Source organism: Candidatus Berkiella cookevillensis, assembly GCF_001431315.2.
Taxonomy (GTDB): domain Bacteria; phylum Pseudomonadota; class Gammaproteobacteria; order Berkiellales; family Berkiellaceae; genus Berkiella_A; species Berkiella_A cookevillensis.
This window is the reverse complement of the sequence record NZ_LKHV02000001.1, coordinates 2407020-2425486: the sequence shown is the minus strand read 5'-3', so window position 1 is coordinate 2425486 and position 18467 is coordinate 2407020. Positions and strand designations below refer to the sequence as shown.

At 38.7% G+C, this 18467-nt stretch carries 17 protein-coding genes, 2 tRNA genes and 1 pseudogene; 10 read left to right on the top strand and 10 right to left on the bottom strand.

The genetic code is table 11. The features are described 5' to 3' along the window. Positions 1-326 precede the first annotated feature (326 nt). Positions 327-1556 (top strand): site-specific integrase, encoded by a 1230-nt coding sequence (locus CC99x_RS10210; protein ID WP_057625636.1) that lies wholly within the window; start codon positions 327-329, stop codon positions 1554-1556. Between the two features lie 41 nt (positions 1557-1597). Beyond that, positions 1598-3052 carry an ATP-binding protein gene (locus CC99x_RS10205; RefSeq protein WP_057625637.1) on the top strand — a complete coding sequence of 485 codons (1455 nt, stop codon included), beginning with the start codon at positions 1598-1600 and terminating at the stop codon, positions 3050-3052. Positions 3053-3279: 227 nt separating this feature from the next. On the opposite strand, the pseudogene CC99x_RS10200 reads toward CC99x_RS10205, so the two are convergent. Further along, a pseudogene (locus tag CC99x_RS10200) lies at positions 3280-3510 on the bottom strand (efflux RND transporter permease subunit); the annotation flags it as partial. Positions 3511-3866: 356 nt separating this feature from the next. On the opposite strand from CC99x_RS10200, the gene CC99x_RS10195 reads away from it, so the two are divergent. From CC99x_RS10195 to CC99x_RS10170, 6 genes are read left to right on the top strand one after another with little or no spacing between them, the layout of a single operon-like run. Then, on the top strand, positions 3867-4208 hold the full coding sequence (locus tag CC99x_RS10195; RefSeq protein WP_057625639.1) for a DUF6488 family protein: 342 nt from the start codon (positions 3867-3869) through the stop codon (positions 4206-4208). Positions 4209-4216: 8 nt separating this feature from the next. Then, entirely contained in the window at positions 4217-4750 is a 534-nt protein-coding gene (locus tag CC99x_RS10190) for a DUF2231 domain-containing protein (protein WP_057625640.1), read from the top strand. Between the two features lie 37 nt (positions 4751-4787). Then, positions 4788-5120, top strand: coding sequence for a hypothetical protein (locus CC99x_RS10185; RefSeq protein WP_057625641.1), 333 nt, complete (start codon positions 4788-4790; stop codon positions 5118-5120). After that, positions 5107-6546, top strand: a complete 1440-nt coding sequence (locus tag CC99x_RS10180) for a TolC family protein (RefSeq protein ID WP_200953523.1) — start codon at positions 5107-5109, stop codon at positions 6544-6546. Before CC99x_RS10185 ends, CC99x_RS10180 begins: the two co-directional genes overlap by 14 nt. 20 nt (positions 6547-6566) lie before the next feature. Then, positions 6567-7949 (top strand): multicopper oxidase family protein, encoded by a 1383-nt coding sequence (locus CC99x_RS10175; RefSeq protein ID WP_057625642.1) that lies wholly within the window; start codon positions 6567-6569, stop codon positions 7947-7949. Between the two features lie 56 nt (positions 7950-8005). Then, positions 8006-8776, top strand: coding sequence for a hypothetical protein (locus CC99x_RS10170; protein ID WP_259596682.1), 771 nt, complete (start codon positions 8006-8008; stop codon positions 8774-8776). A 176-nt stretch (positions 8777-8952) separates the two neighbouring features. Here the strand turns inward: CC99x_RS10170 and CC99x_RS10165 are convergent. The 8 genes from CC99x_RS10165 to lolB all read right to left on the bottom strand — a co-directional run bounded on the left by CC99x_RS10165 (position 8953) and on the right by lolB (position 14225). After that, positions 8953-9029 (bottom strand) — tRNA-Met (locus CC99x_RS10165). Positions 9030-9117: 88 nt separating this feature from the next. Continuing rightward, complete coding sequence (gene ychF / locus CC99x_RS10160) at positions 9118-10203, bottom strand: redox-regulated ATPase YchF (RefSeq protein WP_057624985.1); 1086 nt, start codon at positions 10201-10203, stop codon at positions 9118-9120. Positions 10204-10238: 35 nt separating this feature from the next. After that, positions 10239-10823, bottom strand: a complete 585-nt coding sequence (pth, locus tag CC99x_RS10155; RefSeq protein WP_057624984.1) for an aminoacyl-tRNA hydrolase — start codon at positions 10821-10823, stop codon at positions 10239-10241. 20 nt (positions 10824-10843) lie between these two features. Then, positions 10844-11491, bottom strand: coding sequence for a 50S ribosomal protein L25/general stress protein Ctc (locus tag CC99x_RS10150; RefSeq protein ID WP_057624983.1), 648 nt, complete (start codon positions 11489-11491; stop codon positions 10844-10846). A gap of 139 nt (positions 11492-11630) precedes the next feature. Further along, on the bottom strand, positions 11631-12575 hold the full coding sequence (locus tag CC99x_RS10145) for a ribose-phosphate diphosphokinase (protein ID WP_057624982.1): 945 nt from the start codon (positions 12573-12575) through the stop codon (positions 11631-11633). Positions 12576-12595: 20 nt separating this feature from the next. After that, a tRNA-Gln gene (locus CC99x_RS10140) sits at positions 12596-12670 on the bottom strand. Further along, positions 12650-13570 carry a 4-(cytidine 5'-diphospho)-2-C-methyl-D-erythritol kinase gene (gene ispE, locus CC99x_RS10135; protein ID WP_077065448.1) on the bottom strand — a complete coding sequence of 307 codons (921 nt, stop codon included), beginning with the start codon at positions 13568-13570 and terminating at the stop codon, positions 12650-12652. Before ispE ends, CC99x_RS10140 begins: the two co-directional genes overlap by 21 nt. 4 nt (positions 13571-13574) lie before the next feature. Beyond that, the gene (gene lolB, locus CC99x_RS10130; RefSeq protein WP_057624981.1) at positions 13575-14225 is read right to left on the bottom strand and encodes a lipoprotein insertase outer membrane protein LolB; all 651 of its coding nucleotides are present in this window, start codon (positions 14223-14225) and stop codon (positions 13575-13577) included. 264 nt (positions 14226-14489) lie between these two features. Between lolB and CC99x_RS10125 the strand changes: the two genes are divergently transcribed. Beyond that, the gene (locus tag CC99x_RS10125; protein ID WP_057624980.1) at positions 14490-15197 is read left to right on the top strand and encodes a murein L,D-transpeptidase catalytic domain family protein; all 708 of its coding nucleotides are present in this window, start codon (positions 14490-14492) and stop codon (positions 15195-15197) included. A gap of 128 nt (positions 15198-15325) precedes the next feature. Here CC99x_RS10125 and CC99x_RS10120 read toward each other — a convergent pair whose 3' ends face one another. Beyond that, positions 15326-17065 carry a tetratricopeptide repeat protein gene (locus tag CC99x_RS10120; RefSeq protein ID WP_057624979.1) on the bottom strand — a complete coding sequence of 580 codons (1740 nt, stop codon included), beginning with the start codon at positions 17063-17065 and terminating at the stop codon, positions 15326-15328. A 144-nt stretch (positions 17066-17209) separates the two neighbouring features. On the opposite strand from CC99x_RS10120, the gene hemA reads away from it, so the two are divergent. Further along, positions 17210-18466 carry a glutamyl-tRNA reductase gene (gene hemA, locus CC99x_RS10115; RefSeq protein WP_057624978.1) on the top strand — a complete coding sequence of 419 codons (1257 nt, stop codon included), beginning with the start codon at positions 17210-17212 and terminating at the stop codon, positions 18464-18466. Position 18467: the final 1 nt, after the last annotated feature.

Here is an 18467-nt window from a genome sequence, read left to right as displayed (position 1 = left end):
ATTAGCAACCATCGTTTCTATCTTAGGTAATAATGTTTCCCAAATAACTAATTTTCTGTTTAAAAAAAGAAAGAAAGAATTTTTCAGAGAGTTAATTTAAGAAGAGGGACTAGAGAGAGTACAAAATGGTGGCTATGGGTGGACTCGAACCACCGACCTCAGCATTATGAGTGTAATTCTAAACTATTTATTAGTATTACGCAGTATCAAGCCATATTAAATAATTAATTAAAAAACAATGCATTAAAGTAAATTATTTACTTTAGAAATTCCTCGCTATAGACTTGAAAATAATTCACCTAGGCTTCCAGTGGGCTTCCAGAATTATGAAGATGAAAATTACTACAAAGAGCGTAGATGCGTTATCTATTCGTTCACGTGTATATGAAGTATATGATGACTTATTAACGGGCTTTCTGGTACGTGTCTTACCGAGTGGCTTGAAATCATTTTGGGTTCGTTACCGCATCAAAGGTATACGTGATCGTATAATGATTGGTCATCATGGTGTGCTTTCAGTAGCTCAAGCTCGTGACGAAGCTAAGAAGATTTTAGGCCAAGTAGCAACATTAGGGTTAAACCCGAAAAGAACTAAAGTGTTGGGTAATGCAGCGATCCCTACCTTCAAAGAATTCATTGAAAGTGAATATAAGTCATGGTCTGAAGCCCATCACCAATGGTCTAAATCTCATTTAGATTGTTTACTAAGCCTCAAAGTTTTTCTTGATTTACCTTTGGATGCAGTCAACATACAAGCAGTTGAGAAATGGCGCTCAGATTGTTTGAAGAGAAATTTGGCTCCATCAACTGTTAATCGTAGGACTGCATTATTACGCTCTGTTCTTTCAAGGGCAGTTGAATGGGGATTGATTGAAGCCCATCCGTTGGCCCGATTGAAACAACTCAAAGTAGATAGATCACCTAATGTTCGCTATTTGTCCGAAGAGGAAGAGCAGCGTCTAAGGCTTGCATTAGATGTGCGTGAAGCTAGGGCACGTGAAGATCGCGTCAAAGGCAATCAATGGCGCGCTGAAAGGGGGTATGAGCTATATCCTGCTATAAATCATCTATCATTTGTTGATTATCTAAAGCCACTAGTCTTGCTATCTCTGAATACTGGAGCAAGAAAAGGAGAACTCTTTCGGCTACATTGGGAAGATATTGACCTTGATCGTAAGAGCTTAGCGCTAGTAATGCGTGGAAAGCGGAAATCTCACACACGCCATATCCCCTTAAATAAAGAGGCGTTTCAAACACTAAAAGCATGGCGTAGCATACGACCTTTGGCGGATAAACTCGTATTTACATCTAAAAACGGCGAGAAGATGGATAATGTCCAAACTTCATGGGAAAATCTTCGTAAAGATGCAAAGATTGAGAATTTTCGTTGGCATGATATGCGCCATCATTTTGCAAGTCGCCTGGTCATGAATGGGGTGCCACTGAATACCGTTCGTGAGTTGTTGGGGCATACCAACCTTGAAATGACATTAAGATACGCCCATCTGGCACCTGAGCAAAAAGAAAGGGCGGTGGCAATGCTGGATAGGCTATAATAGATTAATTTTTTAGTGTAACCCTTATATGAGTTTTTCGAATGAAACCAGAACGCTTAGTTGATTTGTTAAATCAGCTATTATTAGGAAATCGAGAATCTGAGTGGCTTGAATTTAAAGAAAACAACTCAAAACCTGAAAAGTTAGGAGAGTATATTTCTGCTCTTTCAAATTCGGCCCTATTGAATGAGCAAGAATATGGGTATATGGTTTTTGGTGTGAAAGATAATAGCCTAGAAATTGTCGGAACAGAATTTAAACCAAAAGATGTTAAAATAGGCAATGAAGAGCTAGAGAATTGGCTTGCAAGGCTTTTAAACCCAAATACTGATTTTAAAATTTTCGAGTTTTGTTATCAAGGAAAAAATATCGCACTTATTAAAATTGAGGCGGCTAAAATACAACCGGTAGCATTCAAAAATATTGAATATGTGAGAGTCGGAACATATAAAAAGAAACTATCAGACTATCCTGAGAAGGCCAGAAAAATATGGGGTAATTCTGTTGTAGCAGCTTTTGAAGAGCGAGTAGCAAAAGATGATGTCGACGAGGATGAGATTTTAGGGTTGTTAGACTACACTAAATATTTCGAACTGCTAGGAATTAAACTGCCTACTAACAAAAGTGGCATAATTGATAAGCTGATTGAAGAAAAATTTATTACTCGGAAAAATAGTAGCTTTCAAATCACAAATCTTGGTGCAATTTTATTTTCAAAAAACTTGAACCAATTTGATGGAATCGCAAGAAAAGTAGTCCGCGTCGTTTTGTATGAAGGGAAAAATAGGATTACGACTAGAAAAGAACACATGGAGTCTAAGGGATATGCTATAGGATTCTCAAGTTTAATTGAATATTTGAATGATCAACTCCCTAGGGCTGAAAAGATTGGCACCGTTTTTAGGCAAGACTTAATTGACTTTCCTGAGATTGCAATACGAGAGTTAGTAGCCAATGCTGTAATTCATCAGGATTTCTCTAAGTCTGGAACTGGTCCAATGATCGAAATATTTTCTGATCGCGTAGAAATAACAAATCCAGGGAAACCACTTATTGAGCCTCAGCGTTTTATGGATCATAGCCCCCAGTCTAGGAATGAGAAGCTTGCGCATTTTATGAGAAGAATCAAAATATGCGAAGAGCGTGGAAGTGGTATAGATAAGGTCATCAGTGCTATAGAAGATAAACAATTACCTGGCCCCGATTTCATAGAAGAAGAAAATTTCCTACGTGTTATTTTATATTCACATATGGCGTTAAGTGCAATGGGTAAAGATGATAAAATTAGGGCCTGCTATCAGCACTGTTGTCTCAAGCACGTATCAAATGAAGTAATGACAAACGAGAGTCTTAGACAGCGATTCAATATTTCTAAACAAAATTATTCAATGGCTTCAAGGATCATTGCTGATTCAATTAAAGCTAATTTAATTAAACTTCAGGACCCAGACGGTAAATCTAAAAAATTAGCAAGATACATACCCTTTTGGGCTTAGTTTATGTGACTTGAATCGGTATTCATAGAAAGAGAATTTTATAATATCGTTTAATATCAATTAGTTACATTGAGAATCTTATGTGACGGCTATGTGATTGAGTTGGTTGTATATACAAGATGTACTTTTTTACATTTCCAATTAGCTAAAGTGATTAATAATTAATGTATAGCTTGAATTCTGTTACTGAAAATGCAAGCTATCCGTTTGGGTATGAATCGGTTGGTTTACTCTATACCACGTAGTAAACGCAGGGTATTACCTAACCGATAAAGCGCGGGTAAAACAAAAATAATACCGCCGATATTAAAAGCCATTGGAACAAAACCTAAACTTGCCACTAATGCTGTCATGAGGATGGGACGAAAGCGTGTGAGGGAACCTTCAAATATTGCATCATCCGAAGCCTTGCCTTCGTCTATTAAGTTTCGGATAAAAGAAACCATCACCACACCATTTGCTTGATAGACAGATTCATCATAAGTATGGGATTTAGAAGAGTGTGGCTCTTGAGTGAATGCAGGAAATATAGAATAGTGGTAAGACGCATATCCATAAAACTCACATTTCTCTTCCCTGATTTGAAGATTAACTTTTCAATTAACTAATTGTAATTAAATTGGTGAACTATTGTTCAATATCTTGCGAAAATATGCCAAATATATACAGCTAGTCAGCTAGTCAGCTAGTGGCTTGGGCTTTCCTTGTATTTTTTTACTGCTAAAACCAGCGTAGAATCATATTCGTAAAGAGCGTAATATTTAATGCTAATTGAATATTCGAATTTTTCCATTTGATTTTTAAGGTAAAAAAGATGAGATCATTTTTTTTTGATAATAAAGTTATTTTTTCATTTTTTGGGTTGTTGATATGTTTATATTCTTCTTTTCTTTTTGCGCATGAAGGGCATCATGCTTCTGTTGCTACTCAAAAGGAAATTATTGAAAAATCAAAAGTGATTATTCAGTCAGCAATTAAAAAAAATGTTTTAGTGTCCTCTTGGAAGCAAGCGGAATTAATTGATGCAAAGCTAAGTAATGATCAAGATGAATGGATAGTTCAGTATCTAAATACTAGCGTTGACAAAGACTCGCATTTATTTATTTTCTTTGGCTTAGATGGTATGTTTACAGCTATGAATCATTCAGCAAAGTAAGAAAATCGATGTTAGATCATCCGCTTCATCCTGTGTTTGTTCATTTTACCGTAGCTTTGAGTTTTACTGCGATTGGAACATACATCTTGGCTTATCTTTTACCCTCAACGAAACTACGAGAGGAACTCGGTATAATGTCGTTGTGGATGATTTTTTTTGCATTTATTGCATCGATACTCACCATTATCACTGGGTTTCTACAGTTTGGTTCTGTTCAGCATGACATGATTTCTCACCTTGCAATGGTTAATCACCGTAATTGGGCAATTGGCACAGGCCTGGTGTTATTTTTATGTACAATTGTTGCAATAAGAAGCTATTTCAAAGGGAAAACCCATTCATCTCCTTTAACGATAGGTTTAGTTATTTTAAGTACCTTATTAGGCATCACTGCTTATAAAGGCGGTAATTTAGTTTATAATTATGGGCTAGGGGTTAAATCTAATCCAGCACTCAGAGAGTTACAAAAACAATCTGTTCAGAAACCGCAGCATGATAATATTTTCGAAATGGATTCTGATGGCCAGAAACATAAGCATTAGGATCAAAATTTTTTTTTGAAATATTGGAATTTTATTCATGCGTATTAAAGTCTTTTTATCTTTGTTTATGTTAATTTTTACTTGCCACGCTTTTATACCGACTTGTTGTTTAGCTCAACCAGAGAATGCTGAGGCTCAAGTGCCTGTCAAGGCATATGACTCTTTGTTTAAACAATATCAATCACAAAAGGTAGTTAAAAGGAAAGCTTGGCAGGATGCTAACAAGCAAGTACAGCAGTCAGGTGCTCATATGAATCATAATATGGAAAATTCAGACTCGATGAGTGAAGCGCATGGTGGTCACTCAAGTGAAGACTCTGGTATGGGATCTAATATGACTCCGGGTGTTAAAAACCATGCACATCATTAGTTCTACTGTCATGAAAAATGGTTTAAATAAAAGATCTCGAAGAATTATTAATATAGCTTTTCTATTGTTGCTGTCAGGATGCGCTACAGTTTCTCAAGATGCAGGATTTTCTGATACTGTTTCGATTGTGCATAAAAGGATTGAACAGCAGCCTATTTGGCATCGATCAAAACTTGATTTGGCTAAGAATCAATCTTTGATTCAATCCTTACTAAGCCAGTCACTCTCTGCAGACAACGCAGTTCGAATCGCATTGATGAATAATGCTGGGCTACAGTTATCGTTAAATGAACTAGGCATTGCTCAAGCCGATCTGGTGCAAGCAGGTAGAATTCATAATCCAAGTTTATCTTACTTACGTGTGTCTCAAGATGAGCAATATGAAATTGAGAGACGTATTTTGTTTGATGTAATGGGCGTTTTGACAATGCCATTACGCGTAGCAATAGAGAAACGGCGTTTCGAACAGGCAAAAATTCATGCTGCAATAGAAATTTTACAATTTGCAGCAGAAACTAAAAAAGCATTCTATCGAGCAGTTGCCGCCCAGCAAATTGCTGACTATAGGGAGCAAATTAAAGATGCTGCAGAAGCAAGTGCTCTTCTAGCACTAAGAATGGCACAAGTCGGCAATTTAAATAAACAAGAGCAAGCAAGAGAGCAGGCCTTCTATGCTGAAGCGATGGGGAGATTTGCTCAAGCTAATCTTTTAGCAATGTCAGAACGTGAGCATTTAATTCAACTAATGGGGCTGTGGGGAGAACAAACACAATTTCAATTACCAAAGCGCCTACCTGAGTTGCCATTAGTGGTTCAAGATATACCCGAAATTGAACAACAAACTTTATTAAACCGCCTAGATATTCAAGTTCTAAAATATAAGATCGAAGGAACAGCAAAAGCTCTGGGACTAACAAAAGCCACACGATTTATTGATGTACTTGAATTAGGCTACGCTAGAGACAGTAGTAAGTCCGAAGATGAGCGGCTACATCTTGATGGTTATGAAATTTCTCTTCAAGTTCCTTTGTTTGATTGGGGCGGAGCTAAAGTAGCACGAGCTGAAGCCATTTATATGCAATCTGTCTGGCAATTACATGAGTTAGCAGTCAATGCTCGTTCTGAAGCAAGACAAGCATACTATGCATATAGAGCTACATATGATTTAAGCAAACATTATCGTGATGAGGTTGTGCCGTTACGGAAAAATATTTTTGATGAAAGTCTGCTTCGCTATAATGGAATGCTGATTGGTACATTTGAGTTATTAGCAGATGCTCGTGAACAAATCACGAGTGTAAATAATTATATTGAATTTCTACTTAATTTTTGGCTGGCTGATACTGAGCTTCAAACAGCGATTATGGTTAGGTCCCCTAATAATAATACTCTTGCTGCTATAACAGATAATGCAAGTAATGAATAATCTATTCCAAGGAGTTGAGCATGGTATCTAGGCGCGATTTTATTAAAAAAACCGCCAGTGGCGCAGGATTATTAATTGCAGCTGGAACCGTTAGTAAATTTGCTTTAGCAGGGTTACCAGAAGCGCTCATCATGAATAGTGCAAAAACTCAACCACCATTAGTTCCGAATCAAGGTCGTCCTTATTTGCCTGTTGTTACCCTAAATGGTTGGTCATTGCCCTGGAGAATTAAGAATGGTTGGAAGGAATTTCATTTAGTAGCTGAACCTGTAGTTCGTGAAATAGCGCCAGGAATGAAAGGGCATTTATGGGGATACAATGGCCAATCTCCTGGTCCTACTATTGAAGTAGTAGAGGGGGAAAAAGTGCGTATCTTTGTTACTAATCGACTTCCAGAACATACAACCATACATTGGCATGGCCAACGTTTACCAAATGGAATGGATGGCGTTGGAGGTTTGAATCAACCACAGATAAAGCCAGGAAAAACGTTTGTCTATGAGTTTGAGGCAAGACGTAGTGGGACTTTTATGTATCACCCACATGCTGATGAAATGGTACAAATGGCAATGGGAATGATGGGATTTTGGGTTACTCATCCCAAAGATATAGATTTCATGAAAGTAGATCGTGATTTTTGTTTTTTGCTGAGCGCCTATGATGTAGATCCTGGTAGCTTTACGCCCAGTGTCAATACAATGACAGATTTTAATTTGTGGACTTTCAATACACGTGTTTTTCCTGGTATTGATCACATGGTTTGTAAGCAAGGAGATCGCGTACGTATTCGGGTTGGAAATCTAACGATGACAAATCATCCTATACATCTGCATGGTCATGAGTTTGTTGTATCAGGAACAGATGGTGGCTGGACTAACCCAGCATCGCGTTGGCCTGAAGTAACCGCTGATGTAGCGGTTGGTCAGATGCGTGCTATTGAGTTTGATGCTACAGAACTAGGTGATTGGGCTTTTCATTGCCACAAATCGCATCACACTATGAATGCAATGGGGCATGATGTCCCGACGATGATAGGCGTAGATCAAAAAGATATTCAAACGAAAATTAACAAATTAATCCCTGATTACATGGCAATGGGAGATAATGGAATGGCAAGTATGGGGGAAATGCAAATGCCATTACCGGAAAATACCTTGCCAATGATGACGGGAACCGGTCAATTTGGCCCAATAGAAATGGGTGGAATGTTTACGGTTGTTAAAGTCCGTGAAAACCAAAAGCCTAATGATTATACAGATCCGGGGTGGTATCAATATCCTAAAGGAACAGTAGCGCATGAATGGCAAGGGAGTACTGCTGAACCTGCACGAGCAATATCTCCTATGGATAAAGACGGTGATATTAATTTAAAAATTCGCAAGCCTACCGGAAAACACCATTAGTTTGAGTGTTTTTACAATATTAAAAACGGAATTATTGTAGTATATAAGGAATCTAATTGAAAAAAGTTCCTATAGCGTTGAGCGCAACTGCGCTCATTCTTGCTTCAGCTTTTGGATTATATCTTTTAAACCCACCTGAAAGAGTTGCTGAAAAGAAACCGCTTTATTGGATAGATCCAATGGAACCAAAAGTTATTCCAGAGCCTTCGCATGCAGTAAAAAAGCTACCGAAAGAATTAATTTCTCTTTACGAAAAGCTTAATGAGCGTCGTATTGAATTAATGCACAATCATGTAGAGTATGAAGAATCTTATGATAAAGGTTTCTTTGATTCTGATGATCCTGTTATGCATGGTATTGCAAAGAAACTGAGTGTGCTTGCAAAAAAACATAATCATGAATTATTGAATATTATCCATTTCTCTAAGGATATAGAGGAAAGAAGAACAGCTGGAATACTCCTCTCTTGGTCTCAACATCCCAGTAATCTTAGCTATATTGCAAAAGCAGATTTGCTGCAAGATTCTGATAGTGCCGTTAGAAATAATGTTGCTAGATCTTATATTCATTTTATGAGCCAAGTAAAAGATAAAGCAGCACTCAGAGATATAATACCTGCATACTGTAAAATGGCCATGTTGCCATTACATTCGGACAGGAATAAAGCCCTATATTCCATTCGCGAAGTTATTAAGCACCATCCAGATCTTGTTTCAGCAATAGACCAAGAATGTAAGAGTAATATTTCATATATTGCGGAAATGAGTATTATTGATGACGTGGGAGGCGTTGCGAAACAGATTTTGGTGTTAGTCAAAAATACCTAAAATTTTAATTATTACTATGTGTGAAGTCCGATATAAGTTTATTGCCGAGCAATTAGCAACCATCGTTTCTATCTTAGATAATAATGTTTTTCAAATAACTAATTTTTTGTTTAAAAAAAGAAAGAATTTTGCAGGTAGTTAATTTAAGAAGAGAGACTAGAGAGAGAGGTACAAAATGGTGGCTATGGGTGGACTCGAACCACCGACCTCAGCATTATGAGTGCCGCGCTCTAACCAGCTGAGCTACATAGCCATAAATTGCAGGCGCAATTGTGTCGATTTGGGGCAAGCTTGTCAATAGAACAGTCAACTTACCCCGCATATTCATTAGGTTTGTAAGATTACACATTAAATCTAAAGTGCATCACATCGCCATCTTTGACGATGTAGTCTTTGCCCTCTAGGCGCCATTTGCCAGCGTTCTTAGCGCCTTGCTCGCCGCTATATTGTACGAAGTCTTCGTAGCTGATGACTTCAGCACGAATAAAGCCTTTGGCAAAGTCGGTATGAATCACACCCGCAGCTTCAGGGGCTGTAGCGCCCACTGGGATGGTCCAGGCGCGTACTTCTTTCACACCCGCGGTAAAGTAGGTCTGAAGATGTAAAAGCTCGTAGCCGCCACGGATAACGCGATTTAGGCCAGGCTCTTCTAGACCCAGTTCTGCTAAGAATTCTGCTTTCTCTGCATCATCCAGTTCAACGATTTCAGCTTCAATAGCGCAACTCACAGGAATCACTTTACTGTTTTCCGCTGCTGCAATTTTTCTCACCGCATCTAAGAAGGGATTATTCTCAAACCCATCTTCGTTAACGTTTGCAATATAGACGGTTGGCTTAGCAGTTAAGAGGTTAGTGAGTCTTAATTCAGGCTCAATGTCATAGTCAAAGCTACGGGCAGGTTTGCCCGCATCTAAATGGGCTTCTAAAGCAGTGAGGTAATCAGCTTGGAGTTTGATTTTCTTATCGCCACCTTTGCTTTGCTTTTCTGCTTTTTGACGCGCTTTTTGTACAGAGTCTAAATCGGCTAATAATAATTCAGTGTTAATGGTTTCGATGTCGCTGACTGGATCAATTTTATTGTTAACATGCACGATGTCATCGTTTTCAAAACAGCGAACCACGTGGGCAATGGCTTCTGTTTCACGAATGTTTGCTAAGAATTGATTGCCCAAACCCTCGCCCTTAGAGGCGCCTTTTACCAAGCCTGCAATATCCACAAACTGCATGGTCGTTGGTACCACGCGTTCTGGCTTTACAATGGCTGAGAGGGCATTGAGTCTTAAATCGGGTACGCTGACCATTCCAACGTTAGGTTCAATGGTACAAAAGGGGTAGTTTTGTGCTTCAATGCCAGCTTTGGTTAAAGCATTAAAGAGGGTAGATTTCCCAACATTAGGTAAGCCTACAATACCGCATCGAAAACCCATTTTGTTTCTCCAGTGTATGATTGTGATGTAATTTTTTATTTACTTATCGTGTGTAGCTGTGTCATTGCCTTTTCAAGGTTGCCGGCGAGTATATCCGGCAAGACAGTCAGTGCTTGCTCAATGCCAAGGTTAATGACATCTTGTTCGCCACGTGTTGGTCTATTGAGAACATAGCCATGCACTTCTTCTTGATGTTTAGGGCGACCTACGCCAATCCGTATGCGATAAAAAGCCTTGGTACCCAACTTTGCAATAATATCTCGTATGCCATTGTGACCTGCGTGACCGCCTTCAAATTTGAAACGCACGCAACCGGGTGGCAAATCAATTTCATCATAAACAACTAATATTGATTGTGGTGAGATTTTATAAAAGTGCGCAAGCTTTTGTACGGCTTGGCCACTTAAATTCATATAGGTCATTGGCTTGAGTACACGAATGATTCTATTTTGAAAATTAAAATCAGAAACCAGTGCTTGAAATTTAGTTTCTAAATTGAAAGAAGTATTTTGTTGTTGGCAGAGTTTTTCAGCAAACCAAAAACCTGCATTGTGTCTGGTGTCTTGATACTGTTGACCTGGATTGCCCAGGCCAACAATAAGGGATATTTCATCAGCCAATGGAAGACCTCATCAGAAAATTATTCTGCTTTGTCGCCTTCAGCTTTAGTTGCATCTTCTGCCGCAGTGGCATCTTCTTCAACAGCAGCACGTGGCTTATGAATGCTTGCAACGGTTTGATCTGCATCTGGGTTGTGTACCAAAGCCATTAACTCGATGTTCTTAGGTAATTTAATTTCATTTAAATGAATGATTTGATCCATTTGTGCATTACTTAAATCGACCTCTAAGAATTCAGGTAAATCTTTTGGTAAGCAACGAACTTCAACTTCTACCATATGATGGGTAATCATGCCGCCTTGTTTTACACCAGGTGCAACATCTTCGCCCAAGAAGTGTAAGGGTACGTGCATCGTGATTGCTTTTTTATCGTTAATGCGCATGAAATCCATGTGCATTATGATTGGCTTGTATGGATGTCTTTGTACATCTTTTAAAACCACTTTATGCTTGGTTTTGCCTTCGATCAAGGTAAGAACATGCGAATAGAAAGCCTCGTTTTCAAGCGCTTTTGTAACAATGCGATGTTCAAGCATAATGTTAGCTGATTCTAAATCATTCCCATAAATAATTGCGGGAACTTTTTTCTCCAGACGACGAAGGCGGCGGCTCGCACCTTTCCCTTCGACCGTACGTGGTTCAACTTCTAATTCGAAAGTACCAGTCATAGCGGACTCCTAAAAAATTTTAACTTGCTCGCGACCAAACCAAGTTAAGGTTAAAAAAATCATTTTAATTTTTTTCGTCTTATGCAATTCCATTGCAAAGACAAACTGTATCAACGAAGTGTTTCTTTATGGAAATATCCTATGGAAACATTGAGCTGATAGATTCTTCGTTACTGACCCGTCTGATAGCTTCTGAGAGTAGGCTGTCTAAGCTAAGTTGCCGAATAAAAGGCGCGTTTTGCGCAGCAGGACTCAATGGAATGGTATCGGTAACAACGAGTTCATGAATGCCAGACTCGCGTAAATTTTCAATGGCACGACCCGACAAAACAGGGTGTATGCAATAAGCAACTACTTTTTCTGCGCCTTTGTTGAGCAATGCTTTTACAGCAAGCGACAAGGTGCCAGCGGTGTCTACAATATCGTCAACCAGAATACAGGTGCGATTTTGTACTTCACCAATAATGTTCATGACCTGTGCTTCATTCACTTGTGGTCGGCGCTTATCAATAATTGCTAAATCAGCGTCATTTAGTTGCTTTGCAACAGCTCTGGCACGAACAACGCCTCCTACGTCAGGAGATACAACAACAATGTTGTCATATTTTTGCTTTCTAATGTCGTCCAGAATCGAATTGGTTCCATATACGTTATCTACAGGCATATGGAAGAAGCCTTGAATTTGATCGGCATGTAAATCAACGGTGAGTAATCTGTCGATACCCACAGCAGCCATCATATCGGCTACTACTTTTGCGGAAATAGGTACGCGCGCAGATCGAACACGTCTGTCTTGACGGCCATAACCAAAATAAGGGACAACAGCGGTGATTCTTAAAGCAGAAGCACGTCTTAATGCATCAGCAATAAAAAGCAATTCCATTAAATTGTCATTGGTAGGTGCGCAGGTTGATTGAAGAATGAATACGTCTTTACCGCGAACATTTTCTAAAATTTCCACCATGATTTCGCCGTCACTGAACCGGCCGATGGTCGCTTTACCGACGTTTATATCAAGGTGTTTTGCAACGCTCTGAGCGAGGTGTGGGGTTGCATTACCACAGAAGATCATAATTTCTGACACGGCTACTCGGCCCCAAATAGTGGCTGGGGCGCTAGGATTCGAACCTAGGTATGCAGGGATCAAAACCCTGTGCCTTACCGCTTGGCGACGCCCCAGTATGATTCAAAAAAGAAACCCAAGTTACTTAACTGAGCATGCAAAGGTGAATGATTCACACTTTTTGCTACAAATGCTTGGTAGCAAGGAGGAAGATCTTCCATGATTCTTGCCGCTTTTTCTTCACTCTCAACGATTGCGAAGATAGAAGCACCCGAACCACTTAGCTTGGCTTTAGCATACTGATTAAGCCAGGCCATATACTCTGCCACAATTGGATAGTTTTGACAAACCAATTGTTGAAAGTCATTCCTCACAGCATTCTCAAACAGTCCATTTTTGAGCAATCCTTCAAGGGTGCCTATTCTGAGGCTAGATGTGTTTCTTGTCAATTGGGAATGTTGATACATTTTAGGGGTAGAGACTAAACAAGGTGGAGTTAGAACCACAACATGCTGCTCATCGAGGATTGTAGGGGTTAGTTGGGTACCAATCCCTTCACCCCACGCACTTTGCCCAATGAGGAAGCAGGGAATGTCTGCACCAAATGTTTCACCTATTTGCATCAATGTTTTTAATGATAAATTTAGCTTCCAAACATAGTTAAGGGTGAGCAAGGTTGTTGCTGCATTGGAGCTGCCACCGCCTAAACCACCGCCCATGGGAATTTTTTTTGTGACACGAATATCGATCCCTGAATTGACGTGATAAGTCGTTTGTAGATAGCTTGCAATTTTGTAGATGAGGTTTTGCTCAGCAGGCACGCCACAATCCTCACCTGATGCAAAAGCCATCTGTACAGCAATATGGCTTTGGGCTAAAGGTGTGAAACTTATTTCATCTCCATATTCCAAATATTGAAAAAGCGTTTGGATGAGATGATAACCATCAGCTCTTTGCCCATTGATGTGCAAAAAATGATTGATTTTTGCAGGAGAGCAGAGCACCAATGTGTTCATTGCATTATCCTGCACTTAAATCTTTCCAGCTTTTCACAATGATTTTTACCTTCAACGGGCCATTTTCCATATGCAATTTTGACGGAATTGGGACGGAATGATTATTTTGATAATCACTGAAATCAATAATCCAATTTAATTGTTGTAATTGGTTTAAGTGGCCTTTTGCATTGATATGTTGTGCTTGTACTTTTGTTTTAGGCGTTGGGATCCCTAACATCCAATATCGAATGCCTGTTAAAGGTACATGCCATCCTGCAACTTTTTTCATTAGCTCTTCTGCTGTTTGCGCATGATGTACTTTGCCATCAGATTCTTTTAAGGAAACTTGTTTGGGAGAACCATTGACAGAGACAGAGCCAGCACCAAAGGGGCCAAAAAATTTGATTTGATAGCTTTCACCCATTTGTCGCCACACAAAAGAAGCATTACCGCCTTCTTGACCTTGGGTTGCAGCGATACGACCTTCCATTTGCCAGTTTTGCATTTTTTGTAAATAACGCAGATGGGTTTCCCATAATTTTTCAGGAGACATTTTCTGAGCGGATTTTTCCGTAGGCAATGCAGGTGGTTTAGCTGACTTGCTTGCGCAGCCTGATAAGACTAAAACGACAACACAGCTAAAGCAGATAAGTAAATTTTGAAGTTTTTTCACAAAGTTACAAACCTTATTGTATGAGTGATTTCAAATGTTGGCCTAGTAGTATACCCAATACCTTAGTTGAACCCTAGGGACTGGTTCTCGTTTCTCTATGCTCTGTTGTCGCTACAAATATTCTTGAAAGTTAGTTAAATTGTTTCTTTGTTGTATATGGCGCATAAGGGGGATATCAACTTTCAATTTAAAAATATTGTGGTAAAGTGCTTGGCTTCGGTTTTTATGGAATGTTAATAAACCTGAAGAATATTAGGAAGTTTTATGTTGAAGTACCAAAAATCTAAATTCTCTTGTGTTATTGTCAGTGTATTTTTATGTTTGATGACTTATTTTTCTGTGTTATCAACTTGTAATGCCAAATTCTTTTTCAATCGCTCAACGACAACACATTCATCCCCACATGCTGCCTTATGTAAAACAGCAGGTATCAATCCCAAAGTATTCAGTATGGCGCTTGCTGCACATCAAAAAGCATATAGTCAAGGACTCACTAAAAGCAGATTACTCACAGTGATTGATTATTCAAAACCTTCTACGGAAAAAAGATTTTGGGTGGTAGATTTAAATAAAAATAAAGTGATTTATCATACGCATGTTGCGCATGGTAGCGGTAGTGGCGGTAATTACGCACAATCATTTTCAAATCGTCCGGGCAGTTATCAATCCAGTGTGGGTACTTTTGTAACAGGTGGCACCTATCAAGGTAAACATGGTCGTTCATTGAATTTAATAGGCTTAGAAAAAGGCATTAACAATAATGCTTATAATCGTCGCATTGTAATACATTCGGCAAATTACGTCAGTGATCAATTTATTAAACAACACGGTCGTTTAGGGAGAAGTTGGGGGTGTCCCGCTTTAAACCATAAAGTGGCTCAGCCGATCATAAACACTATCAAGGATGGTGTATTGTTATTTGCCTATTTTCCTGAAGCCAATTGGCTCAAGAATTCTAGTTTTGTTGGATAATAAAGCGATTAAAAAATCCATCTGCTCACTAAAGTTGAGCTTCTTCCCTTGATTTCAAGGGAAGATAATCATTCACTTCGTTCATTTTTTAACTGACCTAGCATTACGTTTGTTGTTGGAGAGGTCTGCTATTTTTTTTGTGTTTTTGTGATTAAACGTTTCATCGCATCTAGAATATTTTCATTTTTAGGATTTAAAGCCAGGCCTTGATTCCAAACATCTTGAGCTTTTTGGTAGTCTTTCATGTGCCATAATACTTCACCCAAATGTGCTGCAATTTCTGGATCAGGGATAATGCCTGCTGCTTTTTGTAAAATTTCTAGTGATTTCTCAAGATTACCCATTTTATATTCCAACCAACCCATGCTATCTAATACCACAGGGTTGTTGGGAGAAAGTTTAAGTGCGGTGCTTAGATATTCATGTGCTTCTTTGTAACGTTTGGTGTGATTGGTAAGCAAATAGCCTAGGGCATTTAACGCATCTACGTGGCTTTCATCATGCTCAATAATCCATTTTAAATCACTCTCAGCGAGATCAATTTTTTTCAATGAAGTTGTAACCAAACTACGTGTATATCGTAAGTCAACATCCTCTGGATCTTCATTGAGCGCTGCATTTAATTTTTCTAAAGCGGCTTCGTATTGATTAGACTCCATCAAGATATCAACTTCAGAGAGTAATATGCGTTTATAATCTTCATCTGTTTGGGCTTGGGTATGTCGAATAACCTCTAGTGCACCTTTATAATCTTTTACCTCACTGAGGAGCGTGCTTGCACGAATTTGAGAGAGCACATGAAAAGGGCCTGTAAGTACTTGTTTGTACCATTCAGTGGCCGCTTTGGTATTATTGCGTAGCTCAGCAAGTCTTGCTAGAAAATAATGAGCAATGTCTTTGCTTTCATCTGTATTTTTTAGGGTATCTAGCAAAGATTCTGCTTCTGGATACCATTGTGCTTGCATGGCAAATTTTGCGAGTTCGAGCTGTTGTTCGGCGTCTAAGGTATTATTTTTAACAATGTCTTTTAATACGGCTTTAGCAGGCTCAATTTGTTGATTGCTGGTTAAAAAGTCTAAATAATATTCTTTAAGATCCAAGCTAGGTTTTGCTTTGAGTTTTTCTTCAATTAACTTAATTGCTTCAGGTAGTTTATTGATGCTGGCAAGAGCTAAGCTATGAATACGAATAGATTCAAGTGAATCAGGTTGTTTTTTGATTGCAAGTTCACTAAAAATGAGCGCCTCTTTTATCTTTTTTTGCGATAAATAAATTTCAGCGAGACTTAATTCTGCGCCAAATGGTTTTGCATTTTCTTTGCTAATTTGAGTTAATGATTTAACCAACTCTGCCTTTTCACTTTCTTCGGGGAGCTGTTGGTAGAGTAGCAAAAAGTGTTGGTTTGCCAATTCAGGATTAATTTTTGCGAGCTGTATTAAGAAAGGCTCTGCTTCTTGAGGGTTATGTAAACGTAAATAAATTGCTGCAATTGTTATTTGGGCTTCCAAATCATTTTGGGCTAATTTTGCCCATAAAGTGGCTGGTTGTAGGGCCACATCTAAGGATGCAACCGTTAAAGCAATTTCAGTTGCTCTTTTAGCTACCTTTTTGTCTTGGGTTTGTTTCGCTGCGGCGATATAATTTGCCAATGCAATTTCTGGTTCAATTCTGTCTAGGGCAAATTCAGCAGCCAGTATTTGATACAAACTTTCTGCGGGGGTATTTTGCACAGGAGCGGGCTGTGTTGAAGGCTTGTTTACGGAGCTACTTTCTTGTTCGCTGGCTTTCTTAACAGTATTGTCGGTGTTTGCAAATAGAGTGGTTGAAGCAAGTAATAAAACAACAAAAGAAGTGGCAGCCAGTTTCATACATTTTCCTTAAAGTCAGTAGCTGGAGTAGCAACTGGTTATTTGTTACATAACTAAGTCCTAACTTCTTATTCGGCAGTCATGAAGAAAAACGTAAGAAAATTTTTTATTAAATTTACTAAAGATTTATTAGGAATAACCTAGGTGCTTGTAGCAATTGGCGTAAGTCACAAAACAGCCTCGATAGATATTCGAGAGCGATTAGCCTTTTCTCCCGAAAAGGTATCCACTGCACTTGCAAACTTGATTTCTCATACAGCACTTGAAGAAGCTGTATTACTGTCTACTTGTAATCGCACGGAAATATACGGGGGCTTAAGCCAAAAAAACTTTGATATCAAAGAATTGATTGCTTGGTGGCAAAGTTTCCAGCCAGCTGTCACAACACAATTAATTGAGCCAGTGTATTATCAACTGTCTGATGAAAAAGTCGTAACCCATTTAATGCGTTTGGCGAGTGGCTTAGATTCTTTGGCTCTGGGTGAAACACAAATATTGGGGCAATTGAAACAAGCCTACCAACAATCCAAACAAGTGGGTGTGCTAGGTCAAATGTTAGGGCAAACCTTTGAGGCTAGTTTTTCAGTTGCTAAAAAAATTCGAACCACGACAGAAATTACGAAGCATCCCATTTCTATTGCTTATCTATCTATATTATTGGCCAAAAGAATTTTTACAGATATTGCTAAGACGCGTATTCTGCTATTGGGTGCGGGTGAAAATATTAAACAAATTATTGCGCATCTTAAAGCACATCATGCGCAGCACATAACCATAGTTAATCGTACTTATGAAAATGCAGCACTTTTAGCACAGCAGTGTCAATTACAGGCAGCGCCTATTGAAAATCTTATTTCGGAAATTTCAAAAGCAGATATTATTATCAGCTCTACTTATAGTGCTGAGCCGTTGATCCACTTGGAAAGTGTAAAGCATGCTTTCAAAGGGCAAAAGCATCGTCCTGTTTTAATGATTGATTTGGGTGTACCTCGTGATATACATCCTAATGTATTGAAGCATGAGGATGTGTATTTATATTCTGTGGATGATTTGCAAGCCATTGCAGATGAAAACAAAGCCTCAAGAAAAAAGGCAGCTGTTGAGGCAGAAAAGATCATTGCCTATGAAGCCTGTGCTTTTATTGCAAAATTACATGCCAAACAACACATGCAGTCAATTTCTGTATTACGTGATAAAGCAGAAAGCCTTAAACTAAAAGCAATATCGATGGCACATCAAGAAATAAATAACGGCCAATCCCCTCATGCAGTTATTGAAAAATTAGCCTATTCTCTCACCAATCAGTTGATCCATGAACCTACCATTCGAATGAGAGAAGCATTATTTAATCAAGATGAATTAATGGTATCCATCTACAAGCAAATGTTTGGTATAGAATAAT